The organism is Azospirillum sp. Sh1, from assembly GCF_008365135.1.
In the GTDB taxonomy this organism is placed as follows: domain Bacteria; phylum Pseudomonadota; class Alphaproteobacteria; order Azospirillales; family Azospirillaceae; genus Azospirillum; species Azospirillum oryzae.
Window position 1 is genome coordinate 246,711 of the sequence record NZ_VTTK01000002.1, and the last position, 21,723, is coordinate 268,433.

Annotated in this window: 20 protein-coding genes; 6 read left to right on the top strand and 14 right to left on the bottom strand. The window is 68.9% G+C overall.

What is annotated here, in order from left to right; genetic code table 11:
- Window positions 1-14: 14 nt before the first annotated feature.
- The 3 genes from FZ029_RS03915 to FZ029_RS03925 form a co-directional block, all read right to left on the bottom strand.
- Entirely contained in the window at window positions 15-821 is an 807-nt protein-coding gene (locus FZ029_RS03915) for a cold-shock protein (RefSeq protein ID WP_149268090.1), read from the bottom strand.
- A gap of 173 nt (window positions 822-994) precedes the next feature.
- Window positions 995-1,180: a hypothetical protein gene (locus FZ029_RS03920; protein WP_149268091.1), complete on the bottom strand. Its 186-nt coding sequence runs from the start codon at window positions 1,178-1,180 to the stop codon at window positions 995-997.
- 57 nt (window positions 1,181-1,237) lie between these two features.
- Window positions 1,238-1,804, bottom strand: coding sequence for a hypothetical protein (locus FZ029_RS03925; RefSeq protein WP_247892139.1), 567 nt, complete (start codon window positions 1,802-1,804; stop codon window positions 1,238-1,240).
- Between the two features lie 223 nt (window positions 1,805-2,027).
- Between FZ029_RS03925 and FZ029_RS03930 the strand changes: the two genes are divergently transcribed.
- The gene (locus FZ029_RS03930) at window positions 2,028-2,978 is read left to right on the top strand and encodes a DMT family transporter (protein WP_149197937.1); all 951 of its coding nucleotides are present in this window, start codon (window positions 2,028-2,030) and stop codon (window positions 2,976-2,978) included.
- A gap of 9 nt (window positions 2,979-2,987) precedes the next feature.
- Here the strand turns inward: FZ029_RS03930 and FZ029_RS03935 are convergent, their stop codons facing one another.
- The 7 genes from FZ029_RS03935 to FZ029_RS03965 form a co-directional block, all read right to left on the bottom strand.
- Window positions 2,988-5,519, bottom strand: a complete 2,532-nt coding sequence (locus FZ029_RS03935) for an ATP-binding protein (RefSeq protein WP_149268093.1) — start codon at window positions 5,517-5,519, stop codon at window positions 2,988-2,990.
- 160 nt (window positions 5,520-5,679) lie between these two features.
- The gene (gene maiA / locus FZ029_RS03940) at window positions 5,680-6,330 is read right to left on the bottom strand and encodes a maleylacetoacetate isomerase (RefSeq protein WP_149268094.1); all 651 of its coding nucleotides are present in this window, start codon (window positions 6,328-6,330) and stop codon (window positions 5,680-5,682) included.
- A gap of 205 nt (window positions 6,331-6,535) precedes the next feature.
- Window positions 6,536-7,240 carry an ABC transporter ATP-binding protein gene (locus FZ029_RS03945; RefSeq protein WP_109048004.1) on the bottom strand — a complete coding sequence of 235 codons (705 nt, stop codon included), beginning with the start codon at window positions 7,238-7,240 and terminating at the stop codon, window positions 6,536-6,538.
- 14 nt (window positions 7,241-7,254) lie between these two features.
- A complete protein-coding gene (locus FZ029_RS03950) occupies window positions 7,255-8,091 on the bottom strand; it encodes an ABC transporter ATP-binding protein (RefSeq protein WP_149268095.1) in 837 nt (278 codons plus the stop codon).
- Window positions 8,088-9,035 carry a branched-chain amino acid ABC transporter permease gene (locus tag FZ029_RS03955; RefSeq protein WP_149197932.1) on the bottom strand — a complete coding sequence of 316 codons (948 nt, stop codon included), beginning with the start codon at window positions 9,033-9,035 and terminating at the stop codon, window positions 8,088-8,090. Before FZ029_RS03955 ends, FZ029_RS03950 begins: the two co-directional genes overlap by 4 nt.
- Window positions 9,036-9,048: 13 nt before the next feature.
- The gene (locus FZ029_RS03960) at window positions 9,049-9,924 is read right to left on the bottom strand and encodes a branched-chain amino acid ABC transporter permease (RefSeq protein WP_109156963.1); all 876 of its coding nucleotides are present in this window, start codon (window positions 9,922-9,924) and stop codon (window positions 9,049-9,051) included.
- 163 nt (window positions 9,925-10,087) lie between these two features.
- Window positions 10,088-11,254 carry an ABC transporter substrate-binding protein gene (locus tag FZ029_RS03965; RefSeq protein ID WP_149268096.1) on the bottom strand — a complete coding sequence of 389 codons (1,167 nt, stop codon included), beginning with the start codon at window positions 11,252-11,254 and terminating at the stop codon, window positions 10,088-10,090.
- A gap of 447 nt (window positions 11,255-11,701) precedes the next feature.
- On the opposite strand from FZ029_RS03965, the gene paaX reads away from it, so the two are divergent.
- From paaX to FZ029_RS03985, 4 genes are all read left to right on the top strand, one after another.
- The gene (gene paaX / locus FZ029_RS03970) at window positions 11,702-12,646 is read left to right on the top strand and encodes a phenylacetic acid degradation operon negative regulatory protein PaaX (RefSeq protein ID WP_149197930.1); all 945 of its coding nucleotides are present in this window, start codon (window positions 11,702-11,704) and stop codon (window positions 12,644-12,646) included.
- 125 nt (window positions 12,647-12,771) lie between these two features.
- Window positions 12,772-13,257, top strand: a complete 486-nt coding sequence (locus FZ029_RS03975; protein ID WP_149268097.1) for a BLUF domain-containing protein — start codon at window positions 12,772-12,774, stop codon at window positions 13,255-13,257.
- A gap of 249 nt (window positions 13,258-13,506) precedes the next feature.
- On the top strand, window positions 13,507-14,535 hold the full coding sequence (locus tag FZ029_RS03980; protein ID WP_014248747.1) for a hypothetical protein: 1,029 nt from the start codon (window positions 13,507-13,509) through the stop codon (window positions 14,533-14,535).
- A 180-nt stretch (window positions 14,536-14,715) separates the two neighbouring features.
- Window positions 14,716-15,768, top strand: coding sequence for a 2Fe-2S iron-sulfur cluster-binding protein (locus tag FZ029_RS03985; RefSeq protein WP_149268098.1), 1,053 nt, complete (start codon window positions 14,716-14,718; stop codon window positions 15,766-15,768).
- 16 nt (window positions 15,769-15,784) lie between these two features.
- Here the strand turns inward: FZ029_RS03985 and FZ029_RS03990 are convergent, their stop codons facing one another.
- The 3 genes from FZ029_RS03990 to FZ029_RS04000 form a co-directional block, all read right to left on the bottom strand.
- Window positions 15,785-17,866: a methyl-accepting chemotaxis protein gene (locus FZ029_RS03990; RefSeq protein WP_149268099.1), complete on the bottom strand. Its 2,082-nt coding sequence runs from the start codon at window positions 17,864-17,866 to the stop codon at window positions 15,785-15,787.
- 282 nt (window positions 17,867-18,148) lie between these two features.
- A complete protein-coding gene (locus FZ029_RS03995) occupies window positions 18,149-19,165 on the bottom strand; it encodes a fumarylacetoacetate hydrolase family protein (protein WP_149268100.1) in 1,017 nt (338 codons plus the stop codon).
- Window positions 19,166-19,214: 49 nt separating this feature from the next.
- A complete protein-coding gene (locus FZ029_RS04000; RefSeq protein ID WP_149268101.1) occupies window positions 19,215-20,339 on the bottom strand; it encodes a homogentisate 1,2-dioxygenase in 1,125 nt (374 codons plus the stop codon).
- A 158-nt stretch (window positions 20,340-20,497) separates the two neighbouring features.
- Between FZ029_RS04000 and FZ029_RS04005 the strand changes: the two genes are divergently transcribed.
- On the top strand, window positions 20,498-21,055 hold the full coding sequence (locus tag FZ029_RS04005) for a MarR family transcriptional regulator (protein ID WP_149268102.1): 558 nt from the start codon (window positions 20,498-20,500) through the stop codon (window positions 21,053-21,055).
- A gap of 15 nt (window positions 21,056-21,070) precedes the next feature.
- Here FZ029_RS04005 and FZ029_RS04010 read toward each other — a convergent pair whose 3' ends face one another.
- Window positions 21,071-21,709, bottom strand: coding sequence for a transferase hexapeptide repeat family protein (locus tag FZ029_RS04010; RefSeq protein ID WP_149268103.1), 639 nt, complete (start codon window positions 21,707-21,709; stop codon window positions 21,071-21,073).
- Between the last annotated feature and the right edge of the window lie 14 nt (window positions 21,710-21,723).

Here is a 21,723-nt window from a genome sequence, read left to right on the forward strand (position 1 = left end):
AACGGTGGAGGCGGTCACTCGATCTTGAGGCTGACCGCTTCCATCCCCTTTTCGCCCTGGCGGACGGTCATGCGCACGCGCTGGCCGTCGTCCAGGCCGCGCAGGCCGGCGCTTTCCAGCGCACGGGCGGGGATGAAGACGTCGCGCCCGCCGTCGTCGGGCTGCGCGAAGCCATAGCCCTTGCCGCCGTTGAACCACTTCACGGTCGCGCCCACCTCGCTGGTCGGGCCGCTGGCCTGCGGCGGGCGCGGGCCGCGATCCTGGCCCCGGCCCTGGAAGCCGCCACGGTCCTGGAAGCCCCTATCCTGGAAGCCCCGATCCTGGCCGCGATCCGGCCCACGGCCCTGGAAGCCGCCGCGGTCGCCGCCCCGATCACCGAAGTTGCGCTCACGCGGACCGCCGGCATCGCGGCGCGCCCCAAAGCCGCGATCACCGGCCCCGCGATCGCCGAACCCGCGACCCCCACGGTCGCCGAAGCCGCGGTCGCCGCCCCGGTCGCCGCCCCGATCGCCGAAGCCACGGTCGCGCGCCTGCGGACGGGCGGGAGCGGCGGTGGAGAGGTCGACGGAATGCAGGACGCTGACCTGCTGGCCCTTGCGGTCCTCGACGATGTCGACGACGACGGTGGCGCCGTCCGGCAGGGTGGTGTGGCCGGCGGGCACGACGAGCGAGGCCGGCAGCAAAGCGTCCTTGCCGCTGTCGCCGACCTTGACGAAGCCGTAGCCGCGTTCGGGGTTGAACCATTTAACGGTGGCCGTCACCTGGGTGGCGACGACGTTGGGCTGGCGAAAGACGTGGCTGCGGGGCGGCTGATTGTGCATGGGAAACCCGAACTCCGGCAAACAGAAGCGGCGCCCATGCCGGCCATCTTCTGGACCGGCGGACGCCAACCCCTGACACATCGCCCGTCCGGGCGCTCTTGGCAAGTCGGGACCGCTCCGAATAGGCCGGACGGGCTGGGAAATCGCATCTGTGACGCCCGTGCGGGCGGGCGTCAGCCCATCAGGCGGTCCATAAGACGGTCAGGCACGGGCGGCGGTTCGCGCGGCGGAACCGGGATCGGTCCCGGCGGCTCCCCCAGCGGCGGGCGCGACGGATCGCCCGGCACCGGCATCGGCTCGCCGGGCACGGGCGGTTCGCGCGGCGGCGCGGGCGGATAGGGTCCAAGCCTAGACGTCATGCATCGCTCCTTGAAGTTCAGAGAACTGGTCGCGGTTCAGAGAACCGGCGGCTCGGGTCAGCCGCCATGGCCGCCGGGTGCCGTCCGCGACAGGCGGCGGGCGTCGTCGAGGCTGCTCATGCAGCGGGACTCGTCGCCGTCGCGGGCGGCGCTGCGGGCGGCGGTGACCAGCGATTCCAGTTGGGCGTTCCGCGCCGCCTGTCCCATCATCCCGTCGACGCCGCCCGAACCGCCCGGCCCGCTGTCCGGCTTGGCGCGCGAATTGGCCTGGGGACCGACCGCAGGGGCGGTCGGCATGTTGCTGCCGATGGCCGGCGGTTGGATCACCGCCTGATCGCCGACGGCGGGCGGCGCCACCATGCCGCCGGACTGCGCCAGCTCGCCGCTGCTGACGCCCGACCCCTGCTCGTCGCGCGGCGAGGAACCGGACAGGCCGGGCGCAGCGGTGCCGGGAACGGCGACCGGCGGCGGTTCGGTCGACAGTCCCTGGTCGGCGGCGAACTGCTCCACCATCGCGGCGCAGCCCGCCGGCGCCGCTCCTCCCGTCTGGGCCGCTGCCGGCCGGGCGCAGAGAAGCCCGGCCGCCACGAGCAGGGCGACGGGGGCGACGGTGCCAAGCCTCATTAAATCTGTCCGCATCGGTCGCGTGCTCCTCGGATCGGCAATGCCACAAGAGGCGTGTTCCGACCGAATCAACGGCGTGGGACAGGGCGCGGTTCCGGCGGACGGACGGAAGATCGGCCCGGCCATGCATCTTGCTCATTTCGCAGGCAGCGTGCATCGGCTGTAGAGTGCTGGTCCCCCCTTCTCAGCCCCCCTCTCCAAACAGACGGTCCATACTTCCATCATGATCGCCAACATGGCCGCGCTGGGCGCGGCGCTGTGCTGGGCCGCTGGCGGCCTGATCGCCATCGGACCGGTGCGGGTGCTCGGCTCCATCGCCTTCAACCGCGTGCGGCTGACCATCGTCGCCACCGCCCTGCTGATCGCCACGACGCTGATGGGCGGCTGGCAGACGCTGGATACGGGATCGGCGCTGACGCTGGCGCTGTCTGGGCTGCTGGGGATCGTGGTGGGGGACATGGCGCTGTTCTGGTCGCTCAGCCGGCTGGGACCGCGCCGCAATGTGGTGATCTACGCCGCCAACGCGCCGCTGACCGCCCTGCTCGCCTATGCCCTGCTGGGAGAGGCGCTGGGGCCCTGGACCGTCCTGGGCGTGGCGCTGGTCACGCTGGGGGTGATGCTGGCGGTGGCTCTGCGCTCCGGATCCACCCACAGCTGGGAGGCGATCCAGGGCAGCCTGCTGGCCGGCGTGTCGGTCTGCCTGCTGGCGGCGGTCGGGCAGGCCGCCGGCTCGATCATCGCCAAGCCGGTGATGGCGGCGGGCGCCGACCCGATCGCCTCGGCCGCGGTGCGGGTCACCACGGCGGCGCTGATGTTCACGGCGATCGGCGCCCTGTCGGCGATCCGCGGCGGCGGCGCGGCGATGGCCGGCGGCGAGATGCCCGGTGGACGGTTCGGCGGGATGCTGGGCGGGATGCTGTTGCCGCGCGGGCTGACGCCGAAGCTGATGCTGCAGATCGCCGGCAACGGGCTGCTGGGCGTCGGGCTGGGGATGACCCTGCTGCTGGTCGGGCTGGCCCACGGCAATGCCGGGGTGGTCGCCACCCTGTCGGCCCTGAGCCCGGTCCTGATCCTGCCGATGATGTGGCTGCTGACGGGGCAGCGCCCGGCGCTGGGCGCCTGGGTCGGCGCCGCCGTCGCCGTGGCCGGCGTCGCCCTGATCGTCAACCGGTAGACGAAAGCTTCAGCGCGCCGTCTCCACCGCCACGCCCAGCGTGGGCAACGCCGCCTGGAGCGCGGCGGAGGCGCGGTTGACGGCGTCGCGCAGGTCCGCCTTCAGCATCGGCGCGTCCGGCCGCTCCTGCTCGCAGGCATGCTGCAGCTTGCGGGCGATGCGCGACAGTTCCAGCAGGCCGACATTGCCGGCCAGCGACACCATGGCATGGGCGTCGGCCGCCGCGGCCTTCCCCGACTCCGCCTCGCTGATGCGGTCGGCGCGCAGGGCCAGCTCGGCCAGCGTTCCGTTGACGAAGCGGGGCAGCACATCGGCGCCCAGCGTTTCGGCCAGCGTTTCCAGCGTCGCGAGGTTCAGCACCGGCGGAGTGTCGGAGACTGGAGCCACTCCGGCCAGCACGGCCGCGTCGTCCTGGGCATCCTCCGCCCCGGCGTCGAGCCAGCGGTCGACCGCCGACAGCAGGGTGTCGCGCTCGATCGGTTTGGTCACATGGTCGTTCATGCCGACATCCAGGCAAAGCTGCAGCTGATCGGTCAGCGCATTGGCGGTCAGCGCGATGATGGGCACGGCACCCCGCCGTCCGCCAAGCTGACGGATCGCCGCGGTCGCCTGCAAGCCGTCCATGCGTGGCATCTGCATGTCCATCAGGACGAGGTCGAACTCGCCCTTGCGCATCGCCTCGACCGCCAGCACGCCGTCCTCCACCACCTCGACCGTATGGCCGGCCTTGCAGAGGATGGAGGAGGTGACGATCTGGTTCATCGGCACGTCCTCGGCCAGCAGGATGCGGGCGCAGCGCGTCGCCGCGGCCTCCCGGCGTTCGGCGGCCAGCCCCGGTGCGGCGGCGACCGGCAGCGGCAGTTCGAACCAGAAGGTGCTGCCGACGCCCGGACTGCTCTGCACGCCGATGCACCCGCCCATCAGCTCGGACAGCTGTTTCGAAATGATGAGGCCGAGCCCGGTGCCGCCATAGCGCCGGGTGGTGGACCGGTCGCCCTGGCTGAAGCGCTGGAACAGGTTGGCCTTTTCGACCGACGCGATGCCGGGTCCGGTGTCGCTGACGGAGAAGCGCAGCAGGACCGGCGCCCCCTCGCCGTCCTCCGCCGACAGCAGCCCGGCCGATACCAGAACCGACCCGCGTTCGGTGAACTTCACCGCGTTGCCGACGAGGTTCAGCAATATCTGGCGGATGCGCGCCTCGTCGCCATGCACGAAGCGCGGCACCGTGCCTCCCAGCGACAGCTGCAGCAGCAGCCCCTTCTGCGAGGCGGCGTTGCTCATCAGGTCGCGGCAGTCGCGCAGCAGCCGGTGCAGGTCGAAGGGGCGTTCCTCCAGCTCCAGCTTGCCGGCCTCGATCTTCGAGTAATCCAGGATGTCGCCGATGATCGCCAGCAGCCCGCGCCCGGCCTCGCGCTGGAGCGCCACATACTGGCGCTGTTCGGCCGACAGGTCGGTGCCCAGCAGCAGGTCGGCGAAGCCGATGACGCCGTTCAGCGGCGTGCGGATCTCGTGGCTCATCGACGCCAGGAACTCGGACTTCACGCGGTTGGCAGCCTCCGCCTCGGCGCGGGCGGCGGACAGCTCCTCCTCATAGCGCTTGCGCTCGGTCACGTCGCGGACGACGCCGACCACCACGAACTCGCCGTCGGCCCCCACCGTCGGGCGCATGCTGGATTCGACCCACAGGTAATGGCCGTCGCGGTGGCGCAGCCGGTGGGTGAAGGTGACAGGCGGCGATCCCGGATTCATGCCGGCGAAGGCCGTCGCGGCGCTCTCCACATCGTCGGGGTGCAGCAGGGTTGCCGGGGCGCGGCCGACGATCTCCGCCGGATCATGGCCCAGGATGTCGCGCACCGACGGCGACAGATAGCGCACCGCCCCGTCCGCCTTCATCTCCAGGATCATGTCGGTGGCATTGTCGGCCAGCAGGCGGTAACGCGCCTCGCTCTCCCCCAGCCGCCGTTCGGCGTCGTGCTGGCGCTGTTCGCGCAACAGCAGGCCGCCCAGGAACAGGGTGCCGAGCGGGACGATGGCCAGCAGCGGCGGCGCGGTGCGCTGGCCCACCTGCAGCGCCAGATCCAGGGTCGGCAGCAGCAGCAGGCTCAGCAGCGACACCAGCGTCAGCAGCATGCCGAAGCCCAGCAGCGACACGACGCCGAGCGTCAATCCACGCCGCTTCACCCACATCGCGAAGCCGACGCCGGTCAGGAAGGACAGCAGCGCGTTGGCGACGCCGGCTTCCATACCCGCCCCGCCCAGATAGAGGCGGTAGCCGGCGACCGTCGCGGCGGTGATGGCGGCGGACAGCGGGCCGCCGAACAGGGCGCTGAGCCCGATCAGCGGCGTGCGCGCGTCGATGAAGATGCCCGGCCCGATATGGATCGGGTGGACCATGGAGAAGAGAGCGGTCAGCGCCATCACCGCGCCGAAGACGATCTGGCGGGCGTTCAGCCCCCAGCCGTCGGAGCGGCGGATCAGGAAAGTGTAGGCGAGAACGACGAAGGCGCTTGCCGCGATGTTCTCGGCAAGGTCGTACGCCATCGAAGAAAAGTTGCCCAGCATCGTCCGGCCGCCGCCCCCACCCGATTCCGGTTACCTCTATACCACGGAAGGGTGTCGCGAAACCGCTAACACCAACGGGCGGGGATGTGATCTGCCGGGGACAAAAGGCGGGCGTGATGCCGGCGTGGCGGGCGCCGGATCAGGCCTCCGCGTCGGGCTGGCGGTCGGGCGCGGCGGCGGCGAAGGCCGGCAGGGCGCGGCAGGCCTCGTCGATGCGCAGCAGGGTGGGATAGCCGTCCAGCGGGCAGTCGAGCCGGCGGGCGTTCGCCATCTGCGGCACCAGCAGGATGTCGGCCAGTCCGGGTTCGTCGCCATGACAGAAGCGTCCGGTGCGTGGATCGGTCGCCAACTGCGCCTCCAGCGCGGTCAGCCCGACGGCGATCCAGTGCCGGTACCAGCCGTCGACCTCCTCCTGGCTGTGGCCCATCGTCTTCAGGTGGTTCAGCACCCGCAAGTTGTTCAACGGATGGACGTCGCAAGCCACCGCCAGCGCCAGTGCCCGCACCCGCGCCCGGCCCAGCGCATCGGCCGGCAGCAGCGCCGGGGTGGGGTGCGTCTCGTCCAGATACTCGATGATGGCGAGCGACTGGGTCAGCACATGGTGCCCGTCCGGCCAGTCGACCTCCAGCGCCGGCACCAGATGCTCCGGGTTGAGGTCTGAGTAGGGTGGCTTGGCCTGCTCGCCCCGGCGCAGATGGACGAAGGCCTGCTCCGGCGCCAGCCCCTTCAGGTTCAGGGCGATGCGCACGCGATAGGCGGCGGAGGATCGGAAATAGGTGTGGAGTTTCACCGGTTTGGGTCCGCTAGGTTGATGCTGCGCTTGCCCCCTCCCCATCCCTCCCCCGCTCTCGGTCGGCCGAAGGCCGATCCGATCGCGGGAGAGGGGGCAGGACGCTTGGCGAGAGCTAATGTGAAGGACAGCGGCAGTCCCCTCTCCCTCGAAGAGGGGGAGGGTTAGGGAGGGGGCACTCGTCAGCCGACACTCTATCAAAGCGTCACAGCCCCAGATAAGCCTGCCGCACCCGCTCGTTGCTCAACAGCGCCGCGCCGCTGTCGCTCAGCACGATCTCGCCGGTCTCGATCACATAGCCGCGGTCGGCGATGGCGAGCGCCGCATGGGCGTTCTGCTCCACCAGCAGGATGGTCGTCCCCTCCCGCTTCAGCCGCTGCACGGCGTCGAAGATCTCCGCCACCAGCAGCGGCGCCAGCCCCATGCTGGGCTCGTCGAGCAGCAGCAGGCGCGGCTTCGCCATCAGCGCGCGGCCCAAGGCCACGATCTGCTGCTGGCCGCCCGACAGGGTGCCGGCGGGCTGGTCGCGCTTGACCTTCAGCACCGGGAACATCTCGTACAGCCGGTCGATGTCGTCGTCCGGCTTGCCGCTGCCGCGGCGGTAGGCGCCGAGGCGGAGATTGTCCTCCACGCTCTGCGGGCCGAACAGCTGCCGGCCCTCCGGCACCTGCACCACCCCTTCGGCGACGCGGCGCGACGCCTTCATCCGGGTGATGTCGCAGCCGTCGAAGGTGATGCGCCCGCTGCTGGCAGGGTGGACGCCGGACAGGGTGCGCAGCAGCGTCGTCTTGCCCGCGCCGTTGGCGCCGACCAGCGCCACCAGCTCGCCCTCCCGCACGGTCAGGCTGGCCGATTTCAGCGCGTGGATGCGGCCGTAATGGCTGTTGAGTCCCTCGATCTCCAGAAGCATGCTCCGCGCCTCCCTCACGGTGCCGCGCCGAGATAGGCGGCGATGACGTCCGCGTTGGCCGCCACCTCCTGCGGGGTGCCCTCGGCCAGCATGCGGCCCTGGTTCAGGGCGGTGATCCGGTGAGAGATTCCCATCACCATCTTCATGTCGTGTTCCACCAGGATGATGGTGACGCCGGTCGCGGCGACGGTCTTGATGACCTCGTCGATCTCGCGGCTTTCGGTGGCGTTCAGGCCGGCCGCCGGCTCGTCCAGCAGAAGCAGCTTCGGCTCCGACGCCAGCGCGCGGGCGATCTCCAGCCGTTTCAGCGCGCCGTAGGGCATGGAGGCGGCGTCGGCGTCGATGTATTTCTCCAGCCCGACGTCCGTCATCAGCTGCGCCGCCCGGTCCTTCGCCTCGCGGTCCTTGCGCACCAGCGAGGGGAAGCGGAACAGGGCCGGCAGAAGCCGCGTGTTCAGGTGCAGGTGCCGCCCCACCATGACGTTCTCCAGCGCCGTCATGTTGAAGAAGATCTGCAGGTTCTGGAAGGTGCGCGACATGCCGCGGGCCGCCAGCCTGTAGGGCGCCATGCCCGACACGTCGGCCCCGTCGAACAGCACCCGGCCGCCCGACGGCTTGTAGACGCCGGTCACCAGATTGAACAGCGTGGTCTTGCCGGCGCCGTTCGGCCCGATGATCGAATGGATGTCGCCGGCCGCAACGGTGAAGCTGAGATCGCCGATGGCGAGCACGCCGCCGAACTCGCGGCTGAGATGCTCCACCTTCAGGATCGGTGGGCCGACCCGGCGGGCCTGGGACGTGGTATCGGGGGAAAGATCAGCCCCATGAGCGTTGGTCGCCAGCATCTTCATGCCCGCCTCCGCGCCGGGAGCAGCGCCGCCAGGGTGGGGAGAAGGCCCTTGGGCATGAACACCATCGTCGCCATCAGGATGCCGCCCAGCACGATCTGCTGGTAATCCTGGAAGACGGTCAGCGCCTGCGGCAGCAGCGTCAGCACCACGGCACCGACGACGGCGCCGAAGGTCGATGCCATGCCGCCGAACACCACCATGGTCACCAGCTCGATCGACTTGAAGAAGTCGGCCTTGGCCGGGGTGATCAGGCCGGCGTAATGGGCGAACAGGCTGCCGGCCACGCTGGCGAACACCGCCGAGACCACGAAGACCAGCACCTTGAAGCGGGCGGTGTCGACGCCGACCACCTCGGCCGCCACCTCCGACCCGTGGACGGCGCGGAGCGCCCGGCCCATCGGGCTGTCGATCAGGTTCAGCGACAGCCAGACCACGCCGATCAGCAGCACGCCGACCACCCAGTACCAGACCTTTTCGCCATACAGCTCAAAGCCGAAGATCTTGAACGGTTCCACCATCATGCCGTCGGGACCGCCGGTCAGGCCGCTTTCGGTGCGCAGCACGATCGACACGATGATGCCGATGCCCAAGGTCGCCATGGCGAGATAATGGCCCTTCAGCCGCAGGATCGGCTTGGCGACCAGGAAGGCCAGCAGCCCGACCACCACGGCGCCGGTCAGCAGCGCCAGGATCGGCGGCCAGCCATAGACGCCGACCAGCACGCCCGATGCATAGGCGCCGATGCCGAAGAAGCCGGCATGGCCCAGGCTGATCTGCCCGGCATAGCCGATCAGCAGGTTCAGACCGACGCAGACCACGGCGTTGAAGCCGGCCAGGATGGCGATGTCGAGATAGAAGTTGTTGGGCAGGAAGGCCGGCAGGACCGCGATCACCGCGCCCAGTGCCAGAAGCCCGGTCAGCCGCCCGTGAAGGAGTGCGTTCATCGGAGATAAGTCCTTACACCCGTTCGGTGCCGCGCTTGCCGAACAGCCCGTTCGGCATGAAGAGAAGGACGGCCAGGATGATGACGAAGGCCACCGCATCCTTGTAGGCCGAGGAGATGTAGCCGGCGCCCAGCGCCTCTGCGACGCCGACGATCAGCCCGCCGGCCACCGCTCCCGGCCCATGGCCGAGGCCGCCCAGAACCGCGGCGGTGAAGCCCTTCAGCCCCAGCATGATTCCCATCTCGGTGTAGGAGAAGGTGATGGGGGCGACCACCGCTCCGCCGATGGCGCCCAGCGCCGCCGACAGCGCGAAGGAGGCGAGCACCACCCGCTTCACATCGATGCCGACCAGCTGTGCGGCCAGCCGGTTGTGCGAGGTGGCGAGGATCGCCTTGCCGGTCAGGGTCCGGTTGAAGAACAGGCCGATGGCGACGATCAGCACGGCGGCGGTGCCCACCACCCACAGCGACTGCGGCTGCATCGAGGCGCCGAGGAACTGGATCGGCGTCTCGCCGGAAAAGGCGTCCAGACGCTTGAAGTCCTTGCCCCAGACCAGTTCCGCGACGCCGCGCAGGAAGATCGAGGCGCCGATGGTGATGATGATGAGGGTGACGGTGGAGGCGTTGCGGGCGCGCTCGACCGCGAATTTCGCCACCAGCACGCCGACCAGCATGGCGCCGCCGCAGCCGATCAGGATCGCCAGCGGCAGCGGCACGCCCGAGGCCGTCAGCGTGGCCGACGCCATGCCGCCGATCATGATGAACTCGCCCTGGGCGAAGTTGATGACGTGGCTGGCGTTGTAGATGATCGAAAAGCCGAGCCCCGCCAGCGCATAGATCGCGCCGATGGTCAGCCCCGACAGCATGTATTGCAGCAGTTCCGCGAACATCGTTGGGTTTCCGCTTCGCAGGCCCCCTCCCCGACCCTCCCCCGCTTTGCGGGAGAGGGTGCCTCACGGGAAAGCGGCGGCAGTCCCCTCCACCGCTGAAAAGCGGGGGAGGGTTAGGGAGGGGGCATCGTGGCGTTAGTTAAGATAGGGCGGAAATCCTCCCTCATTTCACCAGCGCCCAGTCACCCTGCTTGACCTCCACCATGTGGAAGGCGTCCAGCGTCAGGCCCATGTGGTCCTTCGGGCTCATGGTCACGGTGCCGCCGGTGCCGACATAACCCTTGGTCTGCTCGATGGCGTCGCGCAGCTTGGCCTTGTCGGTGCCGCCGGCGCGCTTCACCGCGTCCAGCGCGATCATCAGCCCGTCATAGGCATGGCCGGCGAAGGTCGAGACCTCCGAATTGAAGCTGTCCTCGTAGACCTTGGTGAACTCGGTCACGACCTTCTTCTGCGGGTCGCTGTCGGGCAGCTGGGCGGCGACGACCAGACCGGCGGCCGGCAGGCGGACACCCTCGGCGGCACCGCCGGCCAGACGGATGTATTCCTTCGACGCGACGCCGTGCGACTGGTAGAGCGGCAGCGACATGCCGAGCTGGCGGTAGTTCTTGGTGACCACCGCCGGACCCTGGCCCAGGCCGAACACCAGAACCGCCTGGGCGGCCGCGGTGTTCTTGATCTTGGTCAGCTGCGCGGTGACGTCGGTGTCCTTGGCGCCATAGGTCTCGTCGGCGACCAGTTCGATCCCGCGCTCCTTGGCGACGGCGACGGTCTGCTCGCGGCCCGACTTGCCGAAGCCGGAATCCTCCGACAGCAGCGCCAGCTTGGTCAGCCCGCGCTTCTTCATGTCCTCCATCACCTTTTCCGCGGCCATGCGGTCGGTGTGGGGGGTCTTGAACACCCACTTCTTCACTGGCTCCACGATCACCACCGCGCCGGCCAGCGAGATGAAGGGCACGCCGGCGCGCTCCACCAGCGGCACCGCCGCCATGGTCGCCGCAGTCGTCGTGCCGCCGACGATCACGTCGACGCCGTCGCTCTCGATCAGGCGCTTGGTGAAGGACGCCGCCTTGTCGGCAGCACCGCCGTCGTCATAGACGGTCAGTTGCACCGGTCGGCCATCGACGCCGCCCGCCTTGTTGATGCGGTCGGCATACAGCTCCAGCACCTTCTTCTCCGGATCGCCGAGGAAGGAGGCCGGGCCGGTGGCCGAGATGATGGCGCCGACCTTGATCGGGTCCGCGGCCTGCGCCGCCCCGGACAGCAGGCCGGACACCGCCGTCATGGCGGTCATGGCGGTGAAGGCGATGGTGGCAAGCAGGCTTTTGCGCATGATGTCCTCCCGAGTGCTGCCCACCTTGTCACCGGATCGGGCGGCGGCCCGATCCCGGTGCGGCGGGATGATTTGCTTCACATAATGTTTCAAACGAAATGATTGCGGAAGAAAAATTTTCACGGGCGTGACCACAATCGAAGTACGGATGTTGCGGCCCGCCTCCCCTTCCCTTTGCGATCCCTCCGGCTTGCGCCCCGGGAATCGTCGTTTCGTTTTATGACACAAATTTACTTTGGGAACCCAACCTAGTGTATCACATTAATGATTGTCAAACGGAAAGTCCGGATTGCCTCCTATCGGCCGCCGGCCCGGCTTCCGCCCCGGTCGCCCGTGCTGTCGTGGCACTGGCCCAACCGGCACCGGGTTTCGTATACAACTCCGTCGCGCCGTCTCGTTCCGATCCGCCCGCATCACAAGCCGCACCCATAAGGACGCCCCACCCGCATGGCCCGCCCGCGCCGCCCCGAAGACCTTGCCGCCCAGCTGACCGAAGCCATCGCGCCACGGGCGAAGTCGCTGATCATCACCGTCTATGGCGACGCGGTGCTGCCGCATGGCGGGTCGCTGTGGCTGGGCAGCCTGATCGAGCTGATGGGGCTGTTCGGGATGAGCGAGCGGATCGTCCGCACCTCGGTCTTCCGGCTGGGCAAGGACGACTGGCTGACCAACACCCAGATCGGCCGGCGCAGCTTCTATCGCGTCACCGACAGCGGGAAGGAGCGCTTCGCCGCGGCGGAACGGCGGATCTACGCGCCGCTGGCCCGCGAATGGGACCGCGGCTGGGACCTGCTGATGGTGCCGCCCAATGCGCTGGATGCCGAGACGCGCGACGCCCTGCGGCGGGAGCTGACCTGGCAGGGCTTCGGCGCCGCGTCGGCCACCGTCTACGCCCATCCCAACTGCGACGAGGCGGCGATGCACCGCTCGCTGGCCGAGTTGGGAGTCGCCGACAAGATCGTCCACATGAAGGCCAGCCTGGACCGGGCGGAAGGGTTCGGCGCGTTGCGCGATCTGGTGCGCGGCTGCTGGGACATCGACCAGCTCGAACACGACTATGCGGCGTTCCTGGATCACTTCCGTCCGGTCTGGGCGGCGATCGACGCCGCCGAGGCGCCGGACCCCGCCGCCTGCTTCGTCCTGCGCACGCTGATGATCCACGACTTCCGCCGCATCCTGCTGCGCGACCCGATGCTGCCGCCCGACCTGCTGCCGGCGGACTGGCCGGGCCAGGAATCGCGGATGCTGACCCGCAACCTCTACCGCCGCCTCGCCGGCCCCTCGGAATCCTTCCTGATGCAGGCGGCGACCACCGCCAACGGACCGCTGCCCGATGCCCAGCCCGCCTTCCACGGCCGGTTCGGCGGTCTGGAGACCATACCGGTGGGCTGACCAGCGATCTGCGACAATGGGCGCCCGTAGGGGCTGCCCCTTAGGACCAAAGTTCATACATAAAATACAAGGCATCGCGGTAAGCTTGGCTCGTCATCCGACCGACCATCACCGGAACGCCGCCCATGCTGACCATCGTCTACCGCAGCGAGGCCGTCGACCGGCTGCCCTACAGCGCCCTTGCCGACATCTGCCTGTTCAGCGCCCGCAAGAACCGCGAGTTGGGCGTCACCGGCTTCCTGGTGGAGTTCGAGGGCATCTTCCTGCAGGTGCTGGAAGGCGAGCCGGATGTGGTGGAGACTCTTTTCGCCCACATCACCGCCGACACGCGCCACACCAAGGTCGAGCTGCTGCTGCGTGAAACCACGGTCGGGCAGCCCAACTTCGGCTTCTGGGCGATGAATTTCGGCCCGCTCGACACCCCGACCTTCTGGCAGGCGGTCTTTGGCTCTCCGGTTCGGATCGAGGAGTTCCGCCGCCGCTCGCACGACGCCGATTTCGCGCTGGACGTCCTGGCACGGGCCTACATGCACGCCTGCATCGCCGCCGACGTCGATGCCGCGACACGCGATCTGGTGCGCGGCAACATCCCCTGTTTCGAAGCCGCCTGACCCCGGCGGGGTCCGACCTTCCGATACCCCAACGTCGGATAAAATCAGCTTTGCGAACGAATTGATCTGGATCAATTCGGCGCATTCGTGTGCATTCCCATTTGAAATCAGGAGGTTGGCATCATTTTCCGGGACGATCGATATGATACAGATACCGTTGATAGCGGAGATTTTCTGTGTCATATAAAGACCACAGGGCGCCGATGGTAATGTGAGCGCCCGCGGAATGCCCCCGGAGGAAACGCCCCCATGTCCAAGGACTACACCCCCATCGCCAACACGATGGAGTTCCCCCCCGCCACGCCGCAGCCGAACGTCTATCCGCTGTCCTGGGTGTCGCAGACCAAGAAGCTGGAAGAGGTCTACGCCGCCGCCCAGCGCGAGAACTGGGACCCGGCCAAGCTGCCCTGGGACAGCTTCGACGTGTCGCGCTACAGCTGGGAGGAGCGGGAGGCCATCGCCTATTGGTGGACCATCCTGTCGGTGTTCGACGCGTCGGCCCCGCCGGTCTTCGCCCATGCCCTGATCAAGACCTACGAGGTGCATGAGGAGGACCCGGTCCGCCGCTGCTTCTTCTCCGTCACCCGCGACGAGCAGAACCACGAGCAGATGTGCGGTCTGGCCATCACCAAGCTGCTGGAGGCCACCAGCCCGCTGACCTACGAGCCGAAGACCGACCTCGGCCGCCGGCTGCAGAAGAACGCCCACTGGCTGTACTACAACGGCGGGCGCTATTGGGACGGCTACAAGAAGGCGGTTCCGAAATACTCGCTGGCCGTTCTGTTCAGCTCCTTCCTGATGGGCGAGATCGCGGCGGCGACCATCTTCCACCAGATGGCGGCCGGCTGCAGCGAACCGGTGTTCAAGGAGGCGTTCCGCAACATCGGCCGCGACGAGGGCCGCCACATGGCGATCTGCATGTCGGTGATGGAGCGCGACTATCCCCATCTGGCGGTGGAGGACCGGTCGATCATCACCAAGCAGATCCGCGCCGGCTACCTGTTCCTGTCCGCCGTCCTGTTCGAACCGCCGCCCCAGTTCTGGGACCTGCCCGACGACTTCATCGCCACCCAGCGCGAGGCCGAGGCCATCGCCCGCAACGCCGGTTTCCACATCCCGGATTACGAGGCGAAGAAGGAGAACTGGCGCAACGCCATGCTGAACCTGAAGGGCGTGCTGGACCGCTACAACATCCCGTTCCCGGCGATCCCGGAGGTCGGCATCACCGGCGAGGAAGTCCGGGACGTCGACATGGACGAGATCATCCCGGTGTTCTGAGGTCAGTCCTCACGGCCCCCTCCCTCCCACGGCTACGCCGCGGGCCCCTCCCTCCCCCGCTTTCAGCGGGAGAGGGAAGAGCTTGCGAGGCGGCGGCAGTCCCCTCTCCCTCGAAGAGGGGGAGGGTTAGGGAGGGGGCATCACGTCTCCGCTCTTTCCCCCGCCCCAAGGATCCCCCCGGTGAGCCGCATCCGCCTCCACCCCTCGGGCCGCACGGTCGAGTGCCGTGACGGCGAGACCGTCCTGTCGGCGCTGGAACAGGCCGGCTACGCCCTGCCCAACAACTGCCGCGCCGGCGCTTGCGGCGAATGCAAGGTCAAGGTTCTCAGCGGCCAGTTCGACCAGGGCATGGTGCTGGACATGGCGCTGTCCCAGCCCGAGCGGAAGGACGGCTATGGCCTGATGTGCATGGCCAAGCCGATCTCCGACGAGCTGGTGATCGAATACGGCACTGCCGACGCGCAGCCCAAGCTGTTCCCGCCGCGCGAGAACGTGCTGTTCATCGTCACCGACCGCATCCCGCGCACGCCGCGCATCGTGGAGCTGCGCCTGCGTCCGCTGGGCCAGCCGCTGCGCTATTGGCCGGGCCAGTATGTGATGCTGGGCGATGCCGCGGCCGGCGCGCCGCCGCGCTGCTACTCCATCGCCAACGCGCCCCGTCCGGACGGCGAGATCGTGCTGCAGGTGACCCGCGTCGACGGCGGCCCGACCAGCAACTGGATCCACGACACGCTCACCGTCGGCAGCATGGTCAAGCTGTCCGGCCCCTACGGCACCTTCATCGGCGACCCGTCGGTGGACAGCCCGGTGCTGTGCATGGCCGCCGGCTCCGGCCTCGCTCCCATCCTGGCGCTGACCGACGCGGCGCTGCGCCGCGGCTACCGCCCGCCGGTGACCCTGCTGTTCTCCGCCTGCACCCAGGCCGATGTGTACGAGTTGGGGCTGCTCAGCTACTGGCAGGCCAAATACCGCAACTTCAAGGTCAAGGTGACCCTGACGCGCGAGGATGCGCCCAACCATTTGAAGGGCCGCATCCCCACCATCCTGCCCGACCTGTTCCCCGACCTGTCCGGCCACGCCATCTTCACCGCCGGCAGCCCCGCCTTCGTCGAAGCTTGCGTCGCCGCCGCCCGTTCGCTCGGCGCCAGGGACGACCAGATCCACAGCGAAGGCTACGTCTCGCAGCACATTCCGGAGACGCTGCCTGCCGACCGGCTGATGGCGGTCGGCTGAGTCAGTCGGACCAGCCTCACGCCCTGTGGACGCCGGCGATGAAGCCGTCGATCTCGCGGCTCAGGTCCTTCGACTGTCCGGCAAGCGCGGCGGCGGCGGCGAGAAGCTGATCGGCCGCCGCCCCGGTCTCCCCGGCGCCGGCCCGGATGTCGCCCATGCCGCCGCTGACCTCCTGCGCCCCATCGGCGGCCTGGATCACGCTGCGGGCGATCTCCTGGGTCGCCGCCGCCTGCTGGTCCACCGCCGCGGCGATGCCGGACGCGATGCGGCTGACCTGGGCGATGGTTTCGCTGATGCCCTGGACGGCGGTGACCGCCTCCTGCGTGGCGTCGCGGATGCCCTTGATCTGGCCGACGATGTCCTCGGTCGCCTTGGCGGTCTGGTTGGCGAGATTCTTGACCTCCGACGCCACCACGGCGAATCCCTTGCCGGCCTCTCCCGCGCGCGCCGCTTCGATGGTGGCGTTCAGCGCCAGCAGGTTCGTCTGCCCGGCGATGGAGTTGATGAGTTCCACCACCGCGCCGATCCGCTCGGCGCTTTCCGCCAGCACGACGACGGCCTCGTCGGCCCGTCTGACGTCAGTCACCGCCGCGTCGGCGATGCGGGCGGATTCCCCGACCTGCCGGCCGATGTCCTGAACGGACGCCGACAGTTCCTCCGTCGCTGCGGCGGCGGTCTGCACATTCTCCGCTGCGGCGCGGGCGGAAGCCGCCACCTGCTCCGACCGGCCCAGGCTCTGGTCGGCGATGCCGGTCAGGCCGCGCGCGGTCGATTCCAGCTGCTGGGCGGCCGACGCCAACGCGCCCGTCAGTCCGCCGACCCGCTGCTCGAACCCTTTCTGCAGATCGGCGAGCGCCGCGGCGCGAACCTCCTTGGCCTGCCAGTCGGCCTTCTGCTGACGGTCCAGCTCGCGGGCGCGGACCAGCCCCTCCTTGAACACCTCGACCGCGCGGGCCATGCCGCCGGCCTCGTCGTCGCGGTCGGCGCCGGGCACCGCCGTCTCCAGGTCGCCGGCCGCCAGCCGGGTCATCGCCCCGGTCAGCGACGCCACCGGACGGGCGATGCCGTCACCAACCCTCCACGCCACCAGACAGCCGAGCGCGACGCAGCCCAGGCTGACCAGCACCGTCAGCAGGGTCAGCCGGTTGGCGTCGGCCATCACGCTGGACTGCGGCGCCGCCACCATGAAGGACCAGACGCCATCGGTGCCGGCGAAGCGGATCGGCGCCAGCCGCAGATAATGCGGCGCGCCGTTCAGCGCCACGATGCCGTCGAAGGCCCGCCCCTCGGCCACGGCGCGGCGGGCGGCTTCCGGCAGATCGTCGGCGGGCTTGGACAGCCGACCGCCGTCGGGATGGGCGACATAGAGGCCGGAGCCGGTCAGCACCGCCGCGTAACCGTCGCCATAGGGCTTCACCGCACGCACCAGGTCGGTCAGGCCGGTCAGCGCCATATCGACGCCGGCCACGCCGATGACGCGCCCGTCCTTGCCGCCGTCCATCACCGGGGCGGCGGCGCTGGTCATCAGCCGCTTGGTGAAGTCATCGAGATAAGGTTCGGTCAGCACCGCCTTCCGCGCGGTGGCGGCCGCCTTGTAGTACTCCTTCTCCTGCACGTCGGAGAAGGGATAGCCCTCGCTGTCGTCGGCCTGAACCCCCTTGTCCCCCGGCAGCCAAAGCAGGCTCATCCGCCCGGTCTTCGGCAGCCCGAGGATCTCGGTCGTCCGGTCATGGGCGGCGAAATCCCGATCGAGCCCGTCGAATCCGTCGTCGGACATGTCCACCCATACACCGGCATAGAGCGGATTGGCCTCCGCCGTCCGGCGCAGATAGCGGTTCACCGTCTCGCGCCGCGGACGTCCGGTGGACCGCTCCACCTCCACCAGCGCCGCGGTGGCGCTGGCGGCGTTCAGGGCGGTGGACAGATCGGCGGCCACCTGGGCGCCGTGGCGGTCGGCCGTCTCGGCGGCGAGCAGCACGGCCGCATTGTGCGCGGCGTCGCGCGTCAGAACCAGCGACACCGCCGTAACCGCGGTCGCCCCCACCGCCAGTACGGCGGCCACGCCGATGATGATCTTCGTCCTGAAATTGGCCTTCATCGCGACACCGTCGTCCGGTCCGCCCAAAGTTCCGGGATGAACGGAAAGGCGGCACCAAATGGGGAAAGGGGGCCACCTTATATTCGATAATGACCGTCTGACATGCCGATTTTTGCGATTCCAGGACAGGTCGTTCAATTATCCCAGCAACTGTGGATCGTGATACCAACGGCCGGACGAATTGCTGCAAATGCGAAAAGGGCGCCTGCGGAATGCTTGCACACCCCGCCGACGCCCTCGACTCAGCCTGCAGATCGGGCTGCAGATCGGACCGCTGCCGCCTTACCGCCCCTCGTACCGCACCACCTGCTGGTCGATGGCGCCGAACACGCTGGCGCCGTCCTTGTCGAACAGCTCGATCCGCACGCGGTCGCCGAAGCGCATGAAGGGGGTCTTCGGCGCGCCGTGCTCGATGGTCTCGATCATCCGCAGCTCGGCAAGGCAGGAATAGCCGACGCCGCCGGCAGCGACCGGCTTGCCGGGGCCGCCGTCCAGCTTGTTCGACACGGTGCCCGACCCGATGATGCTGCCGGCCGCCAGATGGCGGGTCTTGGCGGCATGCGCGATCAGCGTCGGGAAGTCGAAGGTCATGTCGACCCCGGCGTCCGGCATGCCGAAGGGCTCGCCGTTCAGCGTCGTCACCAGCGGCCGGTGCAGCTTGCCGCCGTCCCAGGCGTCGCCCAGCTCGTCCGGCGTCACCGCGACGGGGGAGAAGCTGGAGGCCGGCTTGGACTGGAAGAAGCCGAAGCCCTTGCCCAGCTCCGCCGGGATCAGGTTGCGCAAAGACACGTCGTTGACCAGCATCAGCAGCCGGATCTGACCGCCTGCCGCGTCGGCCGAAACGCCCATCGGCACGTCGCCGGTGATGACGGCGATCTCCGCCTCGAAATCGACGCCCCAGGCCTCGGTCGCCGCCGGGATCGGGTCGGTCGGCGCCAGGAAGCCGTCGGAGCAGCCCTGATACATCAGCGGATCGGTCCAGAAGCTGGGCGGCATCTCCGCCCCCCGCGCCTTGCGGACCAGCTCCACATGGTTGACGTAGGCCGACCCGTCCGCCCACTGGTAGGCGCGCGGCAGCGGCGAGGCCGCCTCGGCCGGGTCGAAGGGCTGCCCCGCCGCCGGATCGGCGTTCAGCGCGCGATAGGCCGCCTCCAGCTTCGGCGCCAGCGCCGTCCAGTCGTCCAGCGCCGCCTGCAAGGTGCGGGCGATGTCCGGCACCGGGGCGGCGCGGGTCAGGTCGCGCGATACCACGACCAGGGTGCCGTCGCGCCCGCCCGCCTTCAAACTTGCCAGCTTCATTGGTCTCTTCCCTTCCTCAGAATTCAGCGTCCGGCGGCCTTATGGCCGCTCATTTCGCCTTCCAGCTGTCGGCGTAGCCGCCCCATTCGACGCCTTCCATCGCCTCGTAGACGTCCAGCGGATCGCGGGTGTCGATCATCACCGCAACCTCGTCGGTCTCCTTGCGCTCGAACTTCTGCGCCACCTCGTAGGCCTTCGGGTGCGGCCCGTGCGGGAAGCCCGAGGGGTGGTAGGTGACCATGCCGGGATGGATGTTGTCGCGCGAGAAGAACTGGCCGCGGTGATAGAACAGCACCTCGTCGAAATCCTCGTTGGAGTGATAATAGGGCAGCTTCAGCGCCTCCGGGTCCGACTCGATCGGCCGCGGCACGAAGGTGCAGATGATGAAGCGGCCCGCGATCCAGGTGCTGTGCGCCGAGGGCGGCAGGTGGTAGCGGTGGCTCATCAGCGGCCGGATGTCGCGCCAGTTCAGCCGCACCGGCGCCAGATCGCCGTGCCAGCCCACCGCGTCCAGGGGGTTGAACGGATAGGTCATGGCGCAGAGCTGCCCGCGCTTCCTGACCCGGACCAGGGTCTCGCGCTCGTTCTTCTGCGCCTGGAAGGCGTCGTCCAGCGCCGGGACGTCCAGCACCGCGGGATCGAAGATGGCGTGGGTGCCGACCAGCCCCTTGTGCGGCAGCTTGTAGGCGTCGTTGGTGGCCTCCACCATCAGCACCATCACCGCCTCGTCCGTCTCCAGCCGCCAACAGGTGTTGCGCGGCAGCACGACATAGTCGCCCTCGCGCACCTCCAGATGGCCGTAGTCGCAGTAGAGATGGCCGCCGCCCTGGTGGAAGAACAGCAGGTCGTCGCCGTCGGCATTGCGGACCAGATGCTCCATCTTGCCCTTGAAGCGCCACAGCCGCACCTGGGTCGCCCCGTTGCCCATCAGGGCCGGCGCCTCCAGCGGGCAGCCGGGCATATGGTCCACATGGTTCAGGTCGAAGGCGCGCGGACGCAGCGGGCCGTCGAAGCTGGTCCAGCCGGTCGGCGGGTGGGCATGGTGCATCTGGGTCGCCGGGCCGAAGAAGCCCTCGCGCCCCATCTCGCGCTCGTAGGTGCCGGCGGGGAGCCGGACATGGGCCTGACGCGACGCGGTGCCCTCGACCTTCGGAAACGAAATCCAGTTCTTCATTGGCGCTTCCCCCTCGATGCCGCCGGCCCCATCCGCGACGGGCACCGGCAGACTTGTTCCGTTGCCACCATTTTAGTTTCGTTTGAAACTGTTGCAAGAGCCAAATTACAGCGCAGGATGGGACCACCCGCGACCTTCATCACAGACGACGCCCGCCGATGCCGCCCGCCCGCCGTTCCAGCACCGCATCATCCAAAATCTCCGCCAAACCCGCAGCGGCGCCGGCCGACATCCCGGCGCTGCACCTGACGCGCTTCCTGCCCTACCGGTTGTCGGTGCTGGCCAACACGGTCAGCCACACGCTGGCCAAGCTGTACGAGAAGCGGTTCGGCATCACGATCCCGGAATGGCGGATCATCGCCGTGCTGGGCGGCGGCGAGACGATGAGCGCGGGAGAGATCGCGCAACGCACCGCGATGGACAAGGTGCAGGTCAGCCGTGCCATCAGCCGCATGCTCGACTCAAGCCTGATCCTGCGCGAATCGGGCGACACCGACCGGCGCAAGGCCCTGCTGACCCTGACGCCCAAGGCGCTGGCGATCTATGCGGAGATCGTGCCGATGGCCCTGACCTATGAGGAGGAAGTCACCGACGCCCTGTCGATCGACGAACGCACCCAGCTCGACACGCTGCTTTCCAAGCTGCAAGCCCGCGCCGACCAGTTGGCCGCCCGCCCGGCGCCGGTCAGCGCGCAGACGGAGCCGGTGGAGGAGTAGAGGGAGGGGGGCCGCTCAGCCTCCCTTCACCTTGTGCAGCGGCTGGCTGGTGCCGGCATCGACGCGGCCGCGGCCGGGTTCCTCCGCCTCCAGGGGCGCGCAGGCGACCATGGTGGCGAGCGAGCGGCGGGCGAGGCGCTGGTATTCCTCCGTCCCTTCCGACTTCCAGGCGATTTCGTCCGGCCGCAGGTCGCGCATCACCTTGGCCGGCAGGCCGGCCACCAGCGTGCGCGGCGGCACGACGAAGCCAGCCTTGACGAAGGCCATGGCGGCGACGATCGACTCCTCGCCGATCTCCGCCCCGTCCATCACCACCACATTCATCCCGACCAGCGCGTTGCGGCGGACGATGCAGCCGTGCAGCACCGCGCCATGCCCGACATGCCCGTCCTCCTCGACGATGGCGTCATGGCCGGGGAATGCGTGGATCGTGCAGTTGTCCTGCACGTTGCTGCCCCGCTGCAGCACGATCCGGCCGAAATCGCCGCGCAGGCTGGCGCAGGGGCCGACATAACTGCCCGGCCCCACCACCACGTCGCCGATCAGGACGGCGGAGGGATGGACGAAGGCGGTCGGGTCGATGACGGGGATCACGCCGTCGATGGCGTAGACGGTCGGGCGCGGCAAGGTGGGGTTGACGGTCGGGTTGGGCATGGTCAGGCGTTCCT

What these genes read in the sequence shown, in the direction of transcription:
- FZ029_RS03990 (WP_149268099.1), bottom strand. Translation starts at nt 17,866, where the DNA reads ATGAAGGCCAATTTCAGGACGAAGATCATCATCGGCGTGGCCGCCGTA.
- FZ029_RS04000 (WP_149268101.1), bottom strand. Translation starts at nt 20,339, where the DNA reads ATGAAGAACTGGATTTCGTTTCCGAAGGTCGAGGGCACCGCGTCGCGT.
- paaX (WP_149197930.1), top strand. Translation starts at nt 11,702, where the DNA reads ATGGCCCGCCCGCGCCGCCCCGAAGACCTTGCCGCCCAGCTGACCGAA.
- FZ029_RS03935 (WP_149268093.1), bottom strand. Translation starts at nt 5,519, where the DNA reads ATGGCGTACGACCTTGCCGAGAACATCGCGGCAAGCGCCTTCGTCGTT.
- FZ029_RS03955 (WP_149197932.1), bottom strand. Translation starts at nt 9,035, where the DNA reads ATGAACGCACTCCTTCACGGGCGGCTGACCGGGCTTCTGGCACTGGGC.
- FZ029_RS03915 (WP_149268090.1), bottom strand. Translation starts at nt 821, where the DNA reads ATGCACAATCAGCCGCCCCGCAGCCACGTCTTTCGCCAGCCCAACGTC.
- FZ029_RS03930 (WP_149197937.1), top strand. Translation starts at nt 2,028, where the DNA reads ATGATCGCCAACATGGCCGCGCTGGGCGCGGCGCTGTGCTGGGCCGCT.
- FZ029_RS03925 (WP_247892139.1), bottom strand. Translation starts at nt 1,804, where the DNA reads ATGAGGCTTGGCACCGTCGCCCCCGTCGCCCTGCTCGTGGCGGCCGGG.
- FZ029_RS03975 (WP_149268097.1), top strand. Translation starts at nt 12,772, where the DNA reads ATGCTGACCATCGTCTACCGCAGCGAGGCCGTCGACCGGCTGCCCTAC.
- FZ029_RS03920 (WP_149268091.1), bottom strand. Translation starts at nt 1,180, where the DNA reads ATGACGTCTAGGCTTGGACCCTATCCGCCCGCGCCGCCGCGCGAACCG.
- FZ029_RS03945 (WP_109048004.1), bottom strand. Translation starts at nt 7,240, where the DNA reads ATGCTTCTGGAGATCGAGGGACTCAACAGCCATTACGGCCGCATCCAC.
- FZ029_RS03965 (WP_149268096.1), bottom strand. Translation starts at nt 11,254, where the DNA reads ATGCGCAAAAGCCTGCTTGCCACCATCGCCTTCACCGCCATGACCGCC.
- FZ029_RS03950 (WP_149268095.1), bottom strand. Translation starts at nt 8,091, where the DNA reads ATGAAGATGCTGGCGACCAACGCTCATGGGGCTGATCTTTCCCCCGAT.
- FZ029_RS03960 (WP_109156963.1), bottom strand. Translation starts at nt 9,924, where the DNA reads ATGTTCGCGGAACTGCTGCAATACATGCTGTCGGGGCTGACCATCGGC.
- FZ029_RS03995 (WP_149268100.1), bottom strand. Translation starts at nt 19,165, where the DNA reads ATGAAGCTGGCAAGTTTGAAGGCGGGCGGGCGCGACGGCACCCTGGTC.
- FZ029_RS04005 (WP_149268102.1), top strand. Translation starts at nt 20,498, where the DNA reads ATGCCGCCCGCCCGCCGTTCCAGCACCGCATCATCCAAAATCTCCGCC.
- FZ029_RS04010 (WP_149268103.1), bottom strand. Translation starts at nt 21,709, where the DNA reads ATGCCCAACCCGACCGTCAACCCCACCTTGCCGCGCCCGACCGTCTAC.
- FZ029_RS03980 (WP_014248747.1), top strand. Translation starts at nt 13,507, where the DNA reads ATGTCCAAGGACTACACCCCCATCGCCAACACGATGGAGTTCCCCCCC.